The following is a 16,236-nucleotide window of genomic DNA, read 5'->3' on the forward strand; positions in this document are numbered from 1 at the left end:
AAGAGCATTGATGAACGAAAAGGCGGCCACACCCGCCTGCGCCATCACACCGTCATCGAAGTCCCCCGATAGATGCGCGCACGATAGCGCGAATCCTGCGCATCGGGCAGCGGCGCGCCGACCAACAGGACCGCGCGGGTGAAGCGCTTCAACTCCTCGGCGTGCTCCTCCTCGTCGCGCGGTTCCTCGCTGCGGACCCTGCGGGTGAGGTTGATCTGGTTGACGGGCACGTCGTGGACCAGCCGCTCGTTCTCGACCGCGACCGTGGCGGTAAAGGCGTGGAGGCTGGTCTTGACGAAATTGGCGAGCGCGAAGCCGGCCCCGTCGCTGCCATAGGGTACGTCGGGCGAGACCAGCACGAGCTGGCAGTGATCGTAGAGCGAGGCCTTGCGCGCGACCCGGTAATGCCGGGTGACCTGGTCCTCGACCATCTTGGCGAATTGCTTTGTCGGCAGGACCTTCCCGCCATCGAGCAGCGTTTCGGGCAGCGGTTCGGGCGGCATGGAGACGATCGTGGTCGGCCGGCCCCAGCGGCCGAGCGCCTCGTCCATCGCCTGTTCGATCGCATCGCCCGCAACGAGCACGTGAAGCGCGTCGTCACCGATCCCCCCGGGAAGCAGTTCGCGCACCGCTTTCTCGCGCGCAGCATTGCCGGTGATCAGGACGACATGGGCGACCTTGCAATCCTCGACCATGACCCGGATCGTCTCCGCGACATAATCGGCAAGATGTCCACCCATGATCCACACGGTCTTGCCCGCCATCTTCTCGATCCGGTCGGGCTTGGGGCTGCCGAACATTTCGCGCTCGGTGTTGGAACGTTCGACGCGCAGGCCGCCCGATGGCATGAAGGTTTCTCCCGACACCGCGCGGTCGGCGAGGAAGAAGACGGTCGCCTGGGCGACTTCCGCTTCGGTCGGCATGGCGCCGAGATGCAGCTGTGAAATCACCCCCTTGCCGACGCCATCGGCGACCTTGTCGACCTGAGCGGCGGGCAGGAATGGTTTGTCCTCTGGCGGGACCAGCTTCAGCCAGGTCGCACCGCCCGGCTCGCAATATTGCGTCCATTCGTTCGAACCGATCAGCAGACCGCCCAGTTGCAGGCGCACCAGCAGGCGCTGCGCCATGCCTTCGGTCAGAAGATACTGGTCCCAGGTGCACACCCCGTCGCCCTGCGCGGCGAAATCGAGCGCGAGCTTGCGCAGCGTTTCGGGCGCCTCGGCATCGTGGGAAAGCGTGGCCGTTGAATTGCGCGACAGCCGCGTGAGGATCTTCTCCGCCTCGGCGCCGCCGCGGATCGCCTCGATCACCGCTTCATAGACCGCGTTCAACCGCTTGTTCTCGAGGATCAGCTTCGCCCGCCGCTGGAACAGCCCGGGCTTGCCGCCCGTGCCCGACAGGCGATCGCCATCGACCGGGCCGGGGGCGATGGCGTTGAATTGCACCTCGGGGCCGAGATAGGCCGAGAAATTCTCGACCATGGCGCGCTGTCCCGCTTTCGACAGGCCATAATCGGCGCGGTTGGGATAGGCGACCGCGAGGAATTTCTCGCCGCCGAAATAGGAGGAGACATTGAGGACGTAGCCCGATCCCTGCTCCTTCATCAGTGGGACGACCCGGCTCATGAGATGGTAGTTCGAGATGAGGTTGGCATCGAGCGTGAAGCGCCACGCCTCGGGCTCCATGTCGACGACCATGTCCTCCGCGCCCGCAACGCCGGCATTGTTGATGAGGTAGTCGATCCGCCCGAATTCCTCGAGCGTAGCATCGATCGCCTTGTCGAGGCTGGCAAAGTCGCTGACGTCGACATCGGCCATGATCTTCACGCGCCGCTCGACTCCGGCAAAACCGATGTCCTGCAATTCGCCCACGATCCGCTCGCGCGCGGCGACGAGCTCGCTTTCGCGCCTTGCGACCATCATCACCTTCGCGCCCGCCAGTGCCAGCAGGCGCGCGACCTGCCCGCCGATCCCGGCGGAGCCCCCGGTGATGAAGGCAACCTTGCCGAGATGCAGCCCGGTGATGTTCTCGGCAAAGCCGACCATCGCCTTCCTTGCACCCGTTTCCTCGGCGATAGAGGCGGGCAGTTTCAGGTCGATCTCGGCAATGCGCTGTTCGCGGAACAGGACGCGGGTGGCGTGGCCTGCGGCAAAGCGGATGTTCTCGCCTTCCGCATTGGTGTGGCGCACGATCTGGTTCGACCACACTGCGTGGCCCGTTTCTGCGTTGTCGGCCTGCACGCGCTCCTCGTTGCGCCAGATGCGGATCAGCTGGGTGATCCCGGCCGAAAGCACGTTGGCGAAGCAATTGCCCGCCCCGTCGCCCGGATTGGTCATGAAGACGCAGCGCGGCGGGGAAGGCAGGTCATCGTGCGCGCGCCAGTAACGTGCAAGGCTGCGCGCAGTCGCAATGGCGCCGACCAGCTCGGTCTCCATGAAGTTGTCGACCGTTCTGTCTTCCGCGCCGAGCAGCGGGCCGGAGAAATGGCCTGCGGGCTTCACCGGCAGCACGATCGCACCGGTGATCGGCCCGCCCGCATCGCGTTCGAATTCGGCGAGCGCTTCTTCCATCGCTTGCGGTTCGGATCGCGCGAAACGGGTGACGGTAAGCTCTTCGCCTATAGCCTGAGCTTTCAGCCGCGCTTTCGCCTGCGCGACATCGGCATTGCGCGCCAGGCCCAGCCTAACCCTCGCGCCTGCGCCGATCAGCACCTTGGCGCTTTCGAGCGCTTCGCCCCAATCCTCGCCCGCGACCACGAAAATCGCGAGCCCCGCGCCGTCGAGCGACCGCATCGAGGGACGGGTCATGTAGGTCGATGAGGAATTGCGGGTGGCCGAAAGGCCGTGGGTCACGTCGATTTCCTCGCCGGTGATGCCGCCCGCTTCCTCGCTGGCGAGGAACAGGCAGGCGCCCGCGATGTCGGCGGGGGCGGGCAGCGGCTTGCCGTCGAGCTTGCCGTTCACCGGCCGGGTCAGCGCCATGCGTCCGGTGAAATAGTCGGCGGTCGTGTTCTCCGGCTGGTTCTGTACCTTGTCCATCGCCGCGAAAACGGTGCGGATGCGATCGCTTTCGATCGGCCCCGGAAAGACCGTGTTCACCCGGATCCCGCGCGGCCCCAGTTCCTGCGACAACTGGCGCGACAGCGCGTTCAGCGCCGCCTTGGGCACGACATAGGCGGTGCGCCCGTAATAGCGGGTGTGGCTGAAGATGGTGGAGATGTTCACTATCGCGCCGCCGGTCGGCATCATCGGGGCGGCAATGCGGGCGAGGTTCCAGGTCACGCCAAGCAGGTTGCGCATCGCGTCGCTGGCTGTCTCGCTTTCACCCGCTGCCTCCATCTCCTCTTTCGAGAAGGGCACGTTGTAAAGCGGCTGCTTCGGCCCCGCCGACCCCGCATTGTTGATGAGAATGTCGATGCGGCCATAGTCCGCCTTGATCTTCTTGAAGGCGGCGCGGATCGAATCCGGATCGCCCCCGTCGAGTACTGCCACGTCGACCCGTTCGGGCGAAACGCCGGTGTCGGCGATCAGCTTCTCGCGCGCTTCCTTGATCCGGCCCTCGGTCCGCCCGGTCATGATGACGAAGGCCCCTTCGCGGGCGAAGGCGCGGCAGATCTCGCTTCCCAGATTGCCCGCGGCCCCCGTGACTAGCGCGATGCGGTTCGCGAGCCTCCCCCTTCTTGCCTCTCCCTCGGTCTTGCTCACGCATTTTCTCCGTTATTGGGGCCGGCGCAATGCGCGGCGGCCCAGTATTCGAGCAGTTCGTTCTTCGTCCGCAGGCCGGCCGCTGGCAGCGCGTGGTTGACCACGTAGGTCGCGCCCGAATGGCGGTTGTCCCACATCGACTGGTGCGCCTCTGGCAGGCCTTCCCATTCGACCAGCGTCGGCTCGGTCACGTCGAGCAGGCCGGCTGCGACCATCTCGTTCATGACAGTCACTTCGTAGGCGTTGCACAGGTGCGTGCCGAAGATTTCCGCGGTCGGCATGTAGATCCGCCGCTGCCGGGTCCACACCTGCGGGGCGTAGAAGGTGTAGCGCCGGCCCTCCATGCTTTCCGCATAGACCACCCGTCCGCCGAACGGCTTCACCAGCGAGGTCGAGACGCCGAGCGTGTCCTGGCAGGCACGCTCGATCACGAGATCGGGCACGCCGCGCGGATTGCCGGGCGAACGCAGGAGCTTGCCGATCGCCGTGCCGAAGGGTTTCAATGTGTTCTGCTGGTAGGCCCTGACGCCCGCCTTGAAGCTCTCGATATCCTCGCGCGCGTCGGGCAGGCGGGGAAGCGTGTCGGGCCAGTCGAAATCGGCATCGCGGCGTTTGAGCCCCTCGATGCTGACGATCCCCTCGACCGCATCCTCGAGGCCCAGCGATTGCAGGAATTCGCGCTGGCCGTCGGTGGTGGTGACGATCACCATGCGCACCTTGAACAGGCGCGCGGCCTCGATCATTTCGAGGCCCTTCTCGTCTGCGAGCGAGCGGCTCTTCGGCCCGTAATAGAGCAGCACCGATTCCCCGCCCCGAAGCCCGGCGCGCTCCATGATTTCCTCCGGGCGAACCTCGCCCGGCTTGCCCATGAAGCTGAAATGATAGCCCGATGACGCGCCGTAGAAGGCAAGGCGGCCCCCTTCGGCCAAGAGCTGGAAACTGCGCGGGAAAGCGCGTTCGCCCGCATGGCTGACGACGAAATCGGCAAGCTTTCCGTCATTGATCGCGCGGTACTGGTCGAGCAGCGCCTCGCCCTGTGTCTCCCATTCCTTCGCGGCTTCCGGGTCGTCGGGGACGGGGGTGAAGCAGTCGGCGATGGCCGGGTCCTTGCGGTTGATCGCCCCGACCGCGCCCTGGCTTTTCACGAATTCCACCCGCTCCTCGCTCGAGACGAGGCCGGTCGCGGCGAGGCCGGTGCGGATCGAGGATTTGAGCGCGTCGAGCCCGGTGCCCGTAGCCGATCCTTCAACGAAGATCGTCTTGCCCGGCGTGATCTGCAAAGTCGTGAACAGGCAGCGTGTCACCGTGCCGAGATTGAGCGTGTAGGCGCCTGCCTGTTCGAGCGTGAGATCGGCCGGCGGCTTGTGCAATTGCGGGCCCTGCACGGTCAGGAACTGCGCGTGGCTGCCGGTCTTCGTCTCGTACCCCTGGATCGAAAAGCCCGCATACATCGGGTCCTCGCCCGCAATCGGCGAGAGCAGGTCGCTCGTCCCCGAATAGACCGCGACCATGTCGCCGATCTGCAGCCGGCCCTCTTCCTTCAACTCGCTCCCCAACCCGACGACCAGCGCAAGCCCGCCCGATCCTGTGACCTGCACGTCCTCGTCATGCCCGTCGAAGGGCGAGACGGGGATGCCGGTCAGCGCCCAGATGTCGTTGAAATTGACCTCGGAGGTGAGGAGGTAGATCAGCGCCTCGTTCGCGCGCGGCCTGGGCGTCTTCACCACCAGTTCGCGCTCGTTCTGCGCAGGCGGGCCGAAGCGCGGTGCACCCGTGTCGGGATCGCGCGCAATGCCGAAGGCAAGCTGATAGGGCGGAACCGCGGTCACGCCCGGATAGAACGGCGCACCCATCGGCAGAAGATCACCGCTTTCGATCAGGCGGGCCTTCCTCGCATCGTGTTCGTCATAGACCCACACCCCGTCGCGGCGGACGGGGAGCGGCGGGCTCTGCTTGTCCATGAATTGCTGGATGCCGCGCTTGCCGCCTTCGGGGTCCATGATCGCCTCGGCGAAGCGTTCGGCCTCGCGCCGGAGACCTGCATCCATGCCCTTGGTCCAGCCCTCGCGCACGGCATCGAGCGCGCGTGTCCCCGCCTGATCGCGGCCGGCCCATTCGAGCTGGCGCATTATCCGCTGGAGGAAATCGTCGGCGAGCACCGCGTCGAGGTCGATCGCGGCCGGCTCGCGCCAGGTCTCGGTCGCTTTCCGGCGCGCGGCGAAGGCCTGGCCGAGCACGCTGTCCTCTGGCGACGCGACATACTCGCGCACCATCGCATGGGCGCGCGAAAGCGCATCGTCGGAGCCTTCGACCAGAGCGTCGATCGCGCCCAATGCCAGCGCCTTGTCCGCCTCGATCGCCCGCCCGCCGAGGATCATTTCGAGCGCGTCGCGCAAGCCTTCCTCGCCCCGCCGGTCGGCAAGGAGGCGCGGCAGGCGCTGCGTCCCGCCATAGCCGGGCAGCAGGCGCAGATTGATTTCTGGCTGACCGAAACGCGCGCGCGGCTCTGCGACGCGGTAATGGCAGGCAAGCGCGAATTCCATGCCCCCGCCAAGCGCCACGCCCTGGATCGCGGCGACGCACGGCTTGCCCATGGTCTCGATCGTGTGGAAGGCGAGCTGCGCGTTGTCGGGCAGGGCTTTCGCTTCCTCGGCGCTGTTCACCTCCTCGAGCATCTGGCGGATATCCGCGCCCGCGACGAAGCTCGCGGTGCCGCTGCCCGTGAAGACGCAGGCGACGACGTCGTCCTTGCGCGCGAGGTGCTCGGCGATGATGACGAGTTCGTCCAATGCGCGTTCGTTGAGCGCGTTGACCGGCGGATTGGCGACGGTGACGGTCGCGACCCGCTTGCCCGGCGCAACCGTGTTGTACTGGACGGTGAAGAAGCGATAGCGCTCGAACAGCGACTGGCTGTCCGAAAGGTCCTGCCGCCGCTTCCACGCTTCGACCGCGCGCCGCAATTCGTCGAGGCTTTCGGGGTTGCGCAGGGTCGAGACGTCGCCGACATCGCCGCCTTCGACGACGGCGCGGACCATGCGGCGGACATATTTGCCTGAGCGGGTTTCGGGAAATTCTGCAAGCTCGATGAAGTCCGAAGGCACCGCGACCGCACCTTTCTCGGTGCGGACGAGATCGGTCAGGCGGCGGCGGTCGTCCTGCGTCAGGCGGCGGCCTTCGACCGGCGTAACGAAGGCGACCGGGGTCACGCCCTTCTGGCTGTGCGGTGCGCCGATGACGATGACATTGCCTACGGGGGAGGCGGCATCCAAGGACTTGTCGCGCAGGATCGCGCCCTCGATTTCCTCGGTCCCGATGCGGTGACCGGAGACGTTGATGACATCGTCCGAGCGCCCGTGGAGCGAGAAGGAGCCGTCCGGGTGGCGCATGGCGAAATCGCCCTGGGTATAGGCCCAGGTGCCGCGCCAGCGCTTCCAGTAGGTCTCGCCATAGCGCGCCGTGTCGCCGCGCCATTGGGGGTTCACGCGGGCCGCGCCGTCCGTGACTTCGACATCGAAATGGCCCACGTCGCCCCAGATCGTGCGGGTGAGATAGGGGTAGGGGAGCGCAATGACGATCTCGCCCTTCTCCCCTTCCTCCGCCGGGCGCCACGGCGCTCCGCCATCGTCCTTGCGGTCATAACCGCTCGTCTCGGCGGAGCAGGTGCCGTCCGCATCCTCGACCCAGACATCGCCCATGATCCACGGCAGGGGGTAGGTGTGCGCGTTCGCCTCCAGCGGGAAGCCCTCGGACCCGGCGAAATGGGTCCAGGCAATGCCGCCATGCTCGGTCGCCCAGTAGGAATTGATGTAGCGCTGCGTGACATGCTCCATCGCGAAGGCCTGCACCGCGGGCGAAACCGGCTCGGCGCAGAAGGTCGCGCATTTCAGGGACGACAGGTCGTAGCGCTGGATGTCCTTCAAATTCTCCGGGTTCTGCATCACCGATTTCAGGAAGGTGACGCCCGCCTTGAAGATGGTGACGCCATACCGCTCGATCGTCGCGGCGAAGCGGCCCGCATGAGGGAAGACCGGCGAACCCTCGGTGACGATCGTGGTGACGCGCGTCAGCAGCGCGGCGGCGATGAGATAGCTCTGCCCTGTGATCCAGCCCGGATCGGCGACGACATAAAGGACGTCCCCCGGCTCCGCGCCAAAAGCGGCGGGCATGGTTTCCGCGACGCCGCTCGCATAGCCGCCATGGACATGGACGACGCCCTTGGGCTTTCCGGTCGAGCCCGAAGTGTAGATGATGAAATTGGGATATTCGGCATCGACCGGCAGGACCGGCGATCCCGCCCAGATCGCGCGCACCAAATCGGCATCGGGAAGGGCGAGCAGTGCCTCTTCGTCCGCGACATCGAAGCCTGCTTCGCGCGCGGCGGCGAGGATCTCCTCGCCCGCCTTGTCCGTGAGATCGTGGCTCCAGTGGTCGCGGTCCGCGTTCCACGGCAGGTCGGGCTGGGCGGTGTGCTTGACGACGACCACTGCGTCGACCCGCTCGGGCGAGGCGACCAGCGCCTCGGCAATGGCGATGCGAAGCTGCGCCGCCTGTTTCGGCGTCAGGGCATCGCCGCCCAGTTCGCCCGAGCCGATGGCGGTGAGCGCCTTGCCCACGCCGCGCATTACGTCGGACCGTTCGACCGTCACCTCGCCGTCCAGCACGTCTTCGACCGTGCGTCGGATGAGGTCGGCCTGCGCGCCCGAAACGGCCAGGTTCTCGTCCGCCAGCGCCTTGTCGAGCAGGTCGAGCGCAACCGGCACGGCGATGAAATTGTCGAGCGCGGGGTCGGTGTAGCTCGGCTTGAACGGGACCATCTGCGCGTTGCGGAAAGATCCGTCTGCGGTGACGATGACCCGCGCCCCGGCATCGGCGATGCGGTCGGACAGGGTCTTGTCGCTGAAGCCGCCGAAGACGGGCGTGTAGACCACGCCCATGCGCTTGGCGCCTTCGGTCCAGTAGATCTGTTCGGGAATGCTCGGCATGTTGAGCGCGATCCGGTCGCCCGGCTTGACGCCCAGCGCCTTAAGCGCAAGCGCGCATTTCGCGCTTTCGAGCAGCAGCTTGCGGCGCGACACGGTTTCCGAATCGACCGGGCCGCCGCGCCCGCCATCGCTCGCCATGTTCCAGCGATCGCCTTCGTAGATCAGCGCCGCTTCCCCGCCGTGCCCCGCAAGCACGTGGCGGTCGACCTCGTTGAAGGCGGTGCTGGTCAGCCCGCCCTCGAACCAGCGCCAATTGGGCGGATCGTCGTCGTTGAAGGCCCGGTCCCAGGGCTCGAAGCTTTCGGGCCAGTCGAAGGCCATGGCCTCACCGGTTCTGCCGTCCCAGCCGCTCCAGCTTGCAGCTTCCTCGTCATAGAAAGCCCATGCTCCGTTCGCCCCCGCATCGCGCACGAACCAGCAGATGCGTCGTCTTGCGATGGCGCCATGAAACGCGCCCGGATCGGCGCGGCAGTCGGATTGCATGCGAGCGAATGCACCGCGATCCGCGATGCGGCCCGCGCCCGGCGATGCGGCAGGCTGCGCCTGCGCCTTTGACGATGCCTCGGTCGAAGCCCCCTCCCCTGTTCGTAACCCCGTTGTCCTTAACCCCGTCGGGTTCTTGCTTTCGTTACACTACGCGAAAGATTCGCGAAAGTTCCTTGCACGGCCTGGGCGCAGCCGTTTTGTTTATGTCTTTCGGGGCTTTAAAGGGGGGCGCGCAAACCGTCCCGGCGCGTCGATGCGCGACAGGGCGTGGCGTGGCCGGGTCCGGTCGATCCCTGATGGGCGGTCCTTGGCCGTGAAATGTCGCCCTTGTCCAATAGGCCGCTCCTGTCGAAAGCTAATCAAAGGAGGTCGCAAACGTGCAGTTCGCGCAAGCTTTGTCGCTTGGCGCTCCGTTGAGGAAAGACTGCCAAGAGATCCTGCGGGATCAGAAGAAGAACCTATGAACCCTCTGGTTTCCGCCATTGAACGCCATGTCGAGCTTTCCCCGAAGGAGCGCGAGGCTGTCGAATCCCTGCGCGAGGCCCCGCTGGTGCGCGTGCCCGCGCGCCAGACGACTCTCAGCGAAGGGGACAATCCCAGGGTCGTTCGCCTCCTGTCGCAGGGCTGGGCCTATCGTTTCAAGGACCTGCCCGACGGGCGTCGCCAGATCGTCGGCCTGCTGCTGCCCGGAGATTTCTTCGATCTCGGCGTTCGGCTGGTGGATGAGATGGACCATTCGATCGCCGCGCTAACCCCGATCGCCTATCACGCGATCCCGCCCGAAACGATCGACCGGCTCGCCCGCGAATATCCCCGGATCGCCGATGCATTCGCGCGGCACGAACATGTCAGCACCTCGATCCACCGCGAATGGCTGCTCAACCTGGGGCGACGCAACGCGTTCGAGCGGCTCGCCCATCTCTTCCTCGAAATCTTCATGCGCCTGCGCGCGAGCGGCTCCGCGCGTGAGCGGGAATGCGATTGCCCGCTGACCCAGAACGATCTCGCCGATGCGACGGGCGTTACCTCGGTCCACCTCAATCGCACCATGCAGGAGCTGCGGCGCGAGGGGCTGGTCGAACTGAAATCGAAACGGCTCTTCATTCGCGACTATGACCGGCTTACACAGGTCGCGATGTTCAATCCGAATTACCTCCAGATCGGGCGCGAGACCAGGCACCTGGCGCAATGAAGGCTCCATCCGCGTGGCCTCCCGGGCCGTCGACGATGGCCCGGCGCGTTCGCGAATTCGACTGGAGTTCGACCCCGCTCGGCCCGCTCGCCGACTGGGATGCCGAAGTGCGCACCGTGTTGATGATGGTGCTGGGCGCGCCGATGCCGATGAACATGTATCTCGGCCCCGACCTGCGGCTGCTCTACAACGATCCGTCCTGCGAACTGTTCGGCGACAAGCATCCCATGGCGCTCGGCAAGCCCGCGCGCGAAGTCTTTCCCGAAGTGTGGGAGGCGATGGGCGGGCGGCTCCAGAGGGTGATGGACGAAGGCGTCCCACTGACGCTCGAGGACATGCCCGTCGCGCTCGATCGCGACGGGCTCATGCGCGATGCGGTGTTCAACCTCCATTCGACCCCGATCCTGCGCAATGGCGAGGGCGAACCGATCGGGGTCGTCACCGTGTACGAGGAGATCACCGAACCGGTCGTCACCCAGCGCGCGCTGCGCAAGAGCGAGGAGCGCTTTCGCCAGTTCGGCGACGCTTCGACCGACGTCATCTGGCTGATCGATGTAGAGACGGGCAGGATCGAATACATCTCCCCCGCTTTCGAGGCGATATGGGGCACTCCTCGCCGCGCGGTGCTCGAGGACCGCACCAGCTGGGCCCAGTTCCTGCACCCCGCCGATCGCAAGCGGGTAATGAGCGCGATGCCGCGCTGCTCGAAGGGCGAGACGGTCACGACTGATTACCGCATCGTGCGGCCCGACGGCGAGGTTCGCCATGTCCGCGATACCGGTTTCCCGATACTCGGCCCGGACGGATCGCTCGTGCGGATCGGCGGGATCGCGCAGGACCTGACCGAGAGAAAGCGCCAGCAGAAGGCGGTCGAGGACAGCGAGCGGCGCTTTCGCACCCTGGTCGAGGGCATTCCTCAACTGGTCTGGAGCGCGACGCCCGGCGGGCAATGCGAGTGGGTCAGCCCGCAATGGACCGAATATACCGGCCTCTCGGTCGAGCAGAGCCGTGGCCATGGCTGGCTCGAGGCGGTGCATCCCGACGACCGCGAGGAAGCGCGCAACGATTGGAGCAGGGCGCAGGCCGGCGGAGAATTGAAAGGCGAATGGCGCTTTCGCCGTGCGAGCGACGGGATCTACCGCTGGTTCCAGACCCGCGCGACGCCGGTGATCGAAAAAGGCGAGATCGTCGAATGGCTCGGCACCTCGACCGATGTCGAGGACATGATCGACCTTCAGGAGCGACAGAATCTGCTGCTGGCCGAACTGCAGCATCGGGTCCGCAACCTGCTCGCCATGGTGCGATCGATTATCCGCCAGTCGGCCGACGGCTATGACGAAGTCGAGGATTACGTCGCGCATCTCACCGGGCGGATCGACGCCATGGCGCGCACGCAGGTGATGCTGACACGCAAGGCCGGGGCGGCAGTCGATCTCGAAAGCCTGATCCGCGACGAACTCGCCCGGGTCGCCGAGGAAGACCGGCTCGTCATGGAGGGGCCGGCAGTCGAACTGTCGGCCAAGGCCGCCGAAGTGCTGACGCTGGCGATCCACGAGCTTGCGACCAATTCGATCAAGTACGGCGCGCTCGGCTGCGAGGGCCGGCTGGCGATCCGCTGGTTCGTGACCCGGCGCGAGAATGGCGAATGGCTCGAGGTGATGTGGAAGGAAAATTGCCCGAGCGAGCTTGCCGACGCATCGCGGCGGGGCTTCGGGACCGAACTGATCGAGGGCCGGGTGCCCTATGAACTCAAGGGCGAGGGAACGATGCAGGTGCGTCCCGATGGGCTCCTGGCGGAAATCGCGTTCCCGCTCGATGCCGGGGCAAGCATTCTCGAACCCGGTCCGGGCCGTCCACAGGGAGCGAACGAATGACCACTCAATCCGGCGTTGCCCTTCCGCTCGAGGGGCGACGGATCCTGATCGTCGAGGACGAATATTTCCAGGCGCGTGAAATCGCGCTGGCGCTGACGCGGGCGGGAGCCGAGGTGATCGGCCCGACCGGGCGTGCCGAGGATGTGCCGGACCTGATCGCATCGGGCGGGGTCGATGCCGCGATGCTCGACATCAATCTCGGCCAGGGCGCCAGCTTCGAGGTGGCGCGTTCGCTGCGCCAGCGTGAGACACCCTTCCTGTTCCTGACCGGCTATGATGTCTCGATCATCCCCGATGACCTGTCGGAGCCACCGCGGCTCGAAAAGCCGGTCGACCAGGCGCGCCTCGTCGACCAGCTCGCCGGACTCGTCAGGGCGCAGATCTCATAGTGCCGAACCGTTCCGCTTGGGCGCTGCGAGGGCGACCGCGTCGCTGCCAGCGCCGTAGCACGGACGGATTTCCCAGAAGCTTCCGGCGAGTTCGCTGATCGTGCACAGCTTCTTGCCATCGCGCCACAATCCGGCCGAACGCCCGCCGCCCTCGCGGTGGGCGATGACCAGTGCCTGGTAGGCGTTGTCGGCGTAAAAATCGATATCGGGAAGCGGGCTGTCTCCCCCGGTGTCGAATTTGAGCGAATAGATCTGGTCGGACGCAGCGACCTGCTGCGAGCGGCTTGCGGCCCGTTTGTCTTCGTGACTTGCCATGTTGGTCTCCCTTTCCAACAGGCGACTAGGCCGCCCGGGGCGCAGCGCCTCTCACCTTTGTCAGTCTGCTCAGGCGTTTGCGGCAGGCCGATGCGCCGCCCGGTCCGGCCGTTCGCACAGCCGAGCCGCGCAGCGGGAGTCCTGCGCCTCGGCCGCGCAACCTAGGTCGATGATACTGCAAGATGGCGGTGCATCTTCGCCAGCATCTCGTCGGGCAGCACGCCCGCGAAGACATGCTGCAGCTTGTTCATGAGCCCGCTCACCTTCTGCGTCTCGCCCTTGAGCAGCGCTTCGTAGCCGTGGCGCGCAACCTGCGCCGGGTCGACTCCGGCCAGGCTCGATCCCGCGCTCTCGGCCAGTCGGGTGTCCTCCATATCCGCACGCTCGAAGAAGTGGGTGTCGGTCGCACCCGGCAACAGGCACGAGATGACCACGCCCGTATCCTTCAGTTCCTCCGCCAGCCCGACGCAGAAATCGTCGATGAAGGCCTTGGTCGCGTTATAGGTGAGGTTGAGCGGCCCGGGAATTTCGCCCGCGATCGATCCGGTGACGAGTATCCGCCCCGATCCGCGCGCGCGCATTTCCCTGCCTGTGCGATGGAGCAGCGAGACGGTGCCCTTGATATTCGTGTCGATCGTGCTTGCGACGCTATCCCAGTCCTGGTCGAGGAAAGCTCCGCCCTGACCTTCACCGGCATTGGCGAAGAGCACGTCGACCGCGCGGGTCCCGATCGCCGCCGCGAGTGCATCGACACCCGCTTCGGTGCCAAGATCGGCCTCTAGCGTCTCGACCCGCGCGGCGCCCGCATCGCGCGCCGCGGCCTCTGCCCGGTCCATCGGTTCATCGGCGACCAGCAGGAGCGAGCAGCCGTCGCGCGCGGCGAGCCGGGCGAGTTCGAAACCGATCCCGGTCGACGCGCCGGTGACGACGGCGAATCCGGAAAGCTTGTCCACCGGGTTCTTGCTCATGCCGCCTCCTTCATTTCGGGCTTGAGGATCACCTTGGTCCAGCTGTCCTGTTCGTCGTGGAAGCACTTGTATCCCCGCGCCGCTTCCTCGAGCGGCAATCGGTGCGAGATGAGGAAGGTGGTGTCGATCGTGCCGTCCTCGATCTTGTCCAGCAGGTCTTTGGTGTAGCGCTGGACATGGGTCTGCCCGGTCTTCACCTGCAGGCCCTTTTCCATCAGCGCGCCCAGCGGGAACTTGTCGGTCATCCCGCCATACACGCCGGGGATCGAGACGCGCCCGCCGGGCCGCACGGCGAGGATCGCCTGTTTGAGCGCGGAGGCGCGATCGGCGCCGATACCGACCTTCTGCTTGACCATGTCGACCATGTTGTCGGCGGCAAAGCCGTGCGCTTCCATGCCGACCGCATCGATCACGGCATCGACCCCGATCCCGCCCGACATCTCCATCAGCGCCTCGCGCACATTCGTCTTGGTGAAATCGATCACGTCCGCGCCGAGTTTCTTGGCGAGTTCCAGCCTGTGCGGATGATGGTCGATCGCGATCACCCGCGCCGCGCCCATGACGAGCGCGGATTGCACCGCGAACAGGCCTACGGGCCCGCAGCCCCACACCGCGACGGTGTCGTCGGGCCCGATCTCGGCATTTTCCGCGCCCATCCAGCCGGTCGGCAGGATATCGGACAGGAACAGCACCTGGTCGTCCTCGAGATGGTCGGGGACGACGATCGGGCCGACATCGGAAAAGGGCACGCGCACATATTCCGCCTGCCCGCCCGAATAGCCGCCGGTGAGGTGCGAATAGCCGAACAGCGCGGACATCGGATGGCCGTAGAGCGTCGCCGACATGTCCTGCTTGTCGGCCGGATTCGAATTTTCGCAGGCGGAATATTGCTGCACTTCGCAGTGGAAGCACTTGCCGCAGCTGATCGTGAAGGGGACGACGACGCGCTGGCCCTTCTCGAGCGTCGTATCCGAGCCGGTCTCGACGACCTCGCCCATGAATTCGTGGCCCAGCACGTCGCCCGGACGCACGCCGGGAATGACCCCATCATAAAGGTGCAGGTCGGAGCCGCATATCGCGGTCGATGTGACCTTGATCACGGCGTCGCGCGGATTGATGATTTCGGGATCGGGCACGTCCTCGACGCGAACGTCGTGAGTTCCCTGCCAAGTAAGGGCTCGCATCAGGCAATCTCCTGCTGGTGAGCGACGTTCTTCGCCGCCTGTTTCGTGTGGGCGGAGGTCGCGACCTCGCCGGCTTCCATGAGCATCTTGAAACGCTTGAGGTCGTGGCGCGCCTGCACTTCGGGTTCACGCAGGAAGAGCTTGGCCAGCCCCTTGCCGATCGCGCCGCCCGGCGGCGCATATTCGATCCTCAGCGATACGCGCGTGCCCCGGTCGCCCGGAGCATCGGAAAATTCGACATGACCCTTGGTCCAGATGTCGGAATGCTGGACCGATTCCCACGCGATCCGGCGATTTTCTATCTCTTCGGTCACGCGGGTGTGGAGTTCGACGGTCCGCCCGCCGGGAGCCTTCACCACCCATGCCTCGTGATCGCCGTGCGGCCTTACTTCCTCGACGTTTTCCATGAATTGCGGCAGGTTCTGGAAATCGCGCCAGAACCGGTAGAGTTCGGCCGCAGGCCTGCGGATCGTCACCGTCCGGCCGCCGACCGCATTGTCGCTGTCGGTCCGCTTGCGGGTCACGCCGGGGGCATCGTCGTCTCCGCCCTTGTGGCGGCGGGCAAGAAAGGCTCCGAAGGCAACGGTCCCGGCAAGCAGCGCGATGCCCGTCAGAGCGCCCGCTATACCGGCCGGGTTTTCCCGCACCTTCTCACCGGCCTTGCGGGCATGCTCTCCCGGCCGTGTTTCTCCGGAAAGGGCGCGCTTGCCGCGTCCGATGGCCTTGCGCCCTTCGGCGGCCAATTTGCTGCTGCTGCCCTGCGCGAGATCGCGCAGTCCCTCGCGGTCGAGCCTGGTCCCACCGGGTAGCCGGTCAAGGACGCTTGCTGCCTTTGTCATGTGTCTCTCCTCTCGTCTTCTGTTTTTTCGAATGCCTCTGATCCAACGCCGGGAGGGGCTGCGTGTTTCAGGTTCGGAAAATAAAAACCGGAACTCAATTTCTAACTTTTGTAATTGTTGTGTCGAGGTGTGCCGAAAATACGATAGATGACTTCAGTTGACTCTATAATGCGCGCCAATAATGCGACGAAAAGAATGTTATGTGAGAGAACTTTTTCGACAACCGGGCATTTTGTCTTGTGGGCGATGGGTCCGCTCTACGGGAATGCCGGTTTCTGGCGGTCCTTGCGAAAAAGGAAGATT

Annotated in this window: 9 protein-coding genes; 3 read left to right on the top strand and 6 right to left on the bottom strand. The window is 65.6% G+C overall.

What is annotated here, in order from left to right; translation table 11 throughout:
• Window positions 1-44: 44 nt before the first annotated feature.
• Entirely contained in the window at window positions 45-3,704 is a 3,660-nt protein-coding gene (locus Ga0102493_RS03970; protein WP_034904521.1) for an SDR family NAD(P)-dependent oxidoreductase, read from the bottom strand.
• Window positions 3,701-9,169 (bottom strand): AMP-binding protein, encoded by a 5,469-nt coding sequence (locus tag Ga0102493_RS03975; RefSeq protein WP_034904519.1) that lies wholly within the window; start codon window positions 9,167-9,169, stop codon window positions 3,701-3,703. The genes Ga0102493_RS03970 and Ga0102493_RS03975 overlap by 4 nt, the downstream gene beginning before the upstream one ends.
• A 463-nt stretch (window positions 9,170-9,632) precedes the next feature.
• On the opposite strand from Ga0102493_RS03975, the gene Ga0102493_RS16110 reads away from it, so the two are divergent.
• From Ga0102493_RS16110 to Ga0102493_RS03990, 3 genes are read left to right on the top strand one after another with little or no spacing between them, the layout of a single operon-like run.
• A complete protein-coding gene (locus Ga0102493_RS16110) occupies window positions 9,633-10,364 on the top strand; it encodes a Crp/Fnr family transcriptional regulator (protein ID WP_034904517.1) in 732 nt (243 codons plus the stop codon).
• A gap of 35 nt (window positions 10,365-10,399) precedes the next feature.
• Window positions 10,400-12,238: a PAS domain-containing sensor histidine kinase gene (locus Ga0102493_RS03985; protein WP_051698084.1), complete on the top strand. Its 1,839-nt coding sequence runs from the start codon at window positions 10,400-10,402 to the stop codon at window positions 12,236-12,238.
• The gene (locus Ga0102493_RS03990) at window positions 12,235-12,627 is read left to right on the top strand and encodes a response regulator (RefSeq protein ID WP_051698082.1); all 393 of its coding nucleotides are present in this window, start codon (window positions 12,235-12,237) and stop codon (window positions 12,625-12,627) included. Before Ga0102493_RS03985 ends, Ga0102493_RS03990 begins: the two co-directional genes overlap by 4 nt.
• On the opposite strand, the gene Ga0102493_RS03995 is transcribed toward Ga0102493_RS03990, so the two are convergent.
• From Ga0102493_RS03995 to Ga0102493_RS04010, 4 genes are all read right to left on the bottom strand, one after another.
• A complete protein-coding gene (locus Ga0102493_RS03995; protein ID WP_034904515.1) occupies window positions 12,622-12,942 on the bottom strand; it encodes a hypothetical protein in 321 nt (106 codons plus the stop codon). The genes Ga0102493_RS03990 and Ga0102493_RS03995 overlap by 6 nt on opposite strands.
• Window positions 12,943-13,103: 161 nt before the next feature.
• On the bottom strand, window positions 13,104-13,910 hold the full coding sequence (locus tag Ga0102493_RS04000; RefSeq protein WP_034904512.1) for an SDR family NAD(P)-dependent oxidoreductase: 807 nt from the start codon (window positions 13,908-13,910) through the stop codon (window positions 13,104-13,106).
• A complete protein-coding gene (locus tag Ga0102493_RS04005; RefSeq protein ID WP_034904510.1) occupies window positions 13,907-15,094 on the bottom strand; it encodes a zinc-dependent alcohol dehydrogenase in 1,188 nt (395 codons plus the stop codon). Before Ga0102493_RS04005 ends, Ga0102493_RS04000 begins: the two co-directional genes overlap by 4 nt.
• On the bottom strand, window positions 15,094-15,933 hold the full coding sequence (locus Ga0102493_RS04010; RefSeq protein ID WP_081845671.1) for an SRPBCC family protein: 840 nt from the start codon (window positions 15,931-15,933) through the stop codon (window positions 15,094-15,096). The genes Ga0102493_RS04005 and Ga0102493_RS04010 overlap by 1 nt, the downstream gene beginning before the upstream one ends.
• Between the last annotated feature and the right edge of the window lie 303 nt (window positions 15,934-16,236).

Source organism: Erythrobacter litoralis (assembly GCF_001719165.1).
Taxonomy (GTDB): Bacteria; Pseudomonadota; Alphaproteobacteria; order Sphingomonadales; family Sphingomonadaceae; genus Erythrobacter; species Erythrobacter litoralis.

Excerpts from the sequence above, each read along its gene's own strand:
- Ga0102493_RS03975 (WP_034904519.1), bottom strand. The coding sequence starts at position 9,169 with ATGCAATCCGACTGCCGCGCCGATCCGGGCGCGTTTCATGGCGCCATC.
- Ga0102493_RS16110 (WP_034904517.1), top strand. The coding sequence starts at position 9,633 with ATGAACCCTCTGGTTTCCGCCATTGAACGCCATGTCGAGCTTTCCCCG.
- Ga0102493_RS03985 (WP_051698084.1), top strand. The coding sequence starts at position 10,400 with ATGGCCCGGCGCGTTCGCGAATTCGACTGGAGTTCGACCCCGCTCGGC.
- Ga0102493_RS03990 (WP_051698082.1), top strand. The coding sequence starts at position 12,235 with ATGACCACTCAATCCGGCGTTGCCCTTCCGCTCGAGGGGCGACGGATC.
- Ga0102493_RS03995 (WP_034904515.1), bottom strand. The coding sequence starts at position 12,942 with ATGGCAAGTCACGAAGACAAACGGGCCGCAAGCCGCTCGCAGCAGGTC.
- Ga0102493_RS04000 (WP_034904512.1), bottom strand. The coding sequence starts at position 13,910 with ATGAGCAAGAACCCGGTGGACAAGCTTTCCGGATTCGCCGTCGTCACC.
- Ga0102493_RS04005 (WP_034904510.1), bottom strand. The coding sequence starts at position 15,094 with ATGCGAGCCCTTACTTGGCAGGGAACTCACGACGTTCGCGTCGAGGAC.
- Ga0102493_RS04010 (WP_081845671.1), bottom strand. The coding sequence starts at position 15,933 with ATGACAAAGGCAGCAAGCGTCCTTGACCGGCTACCCGGTGGGACCAGG.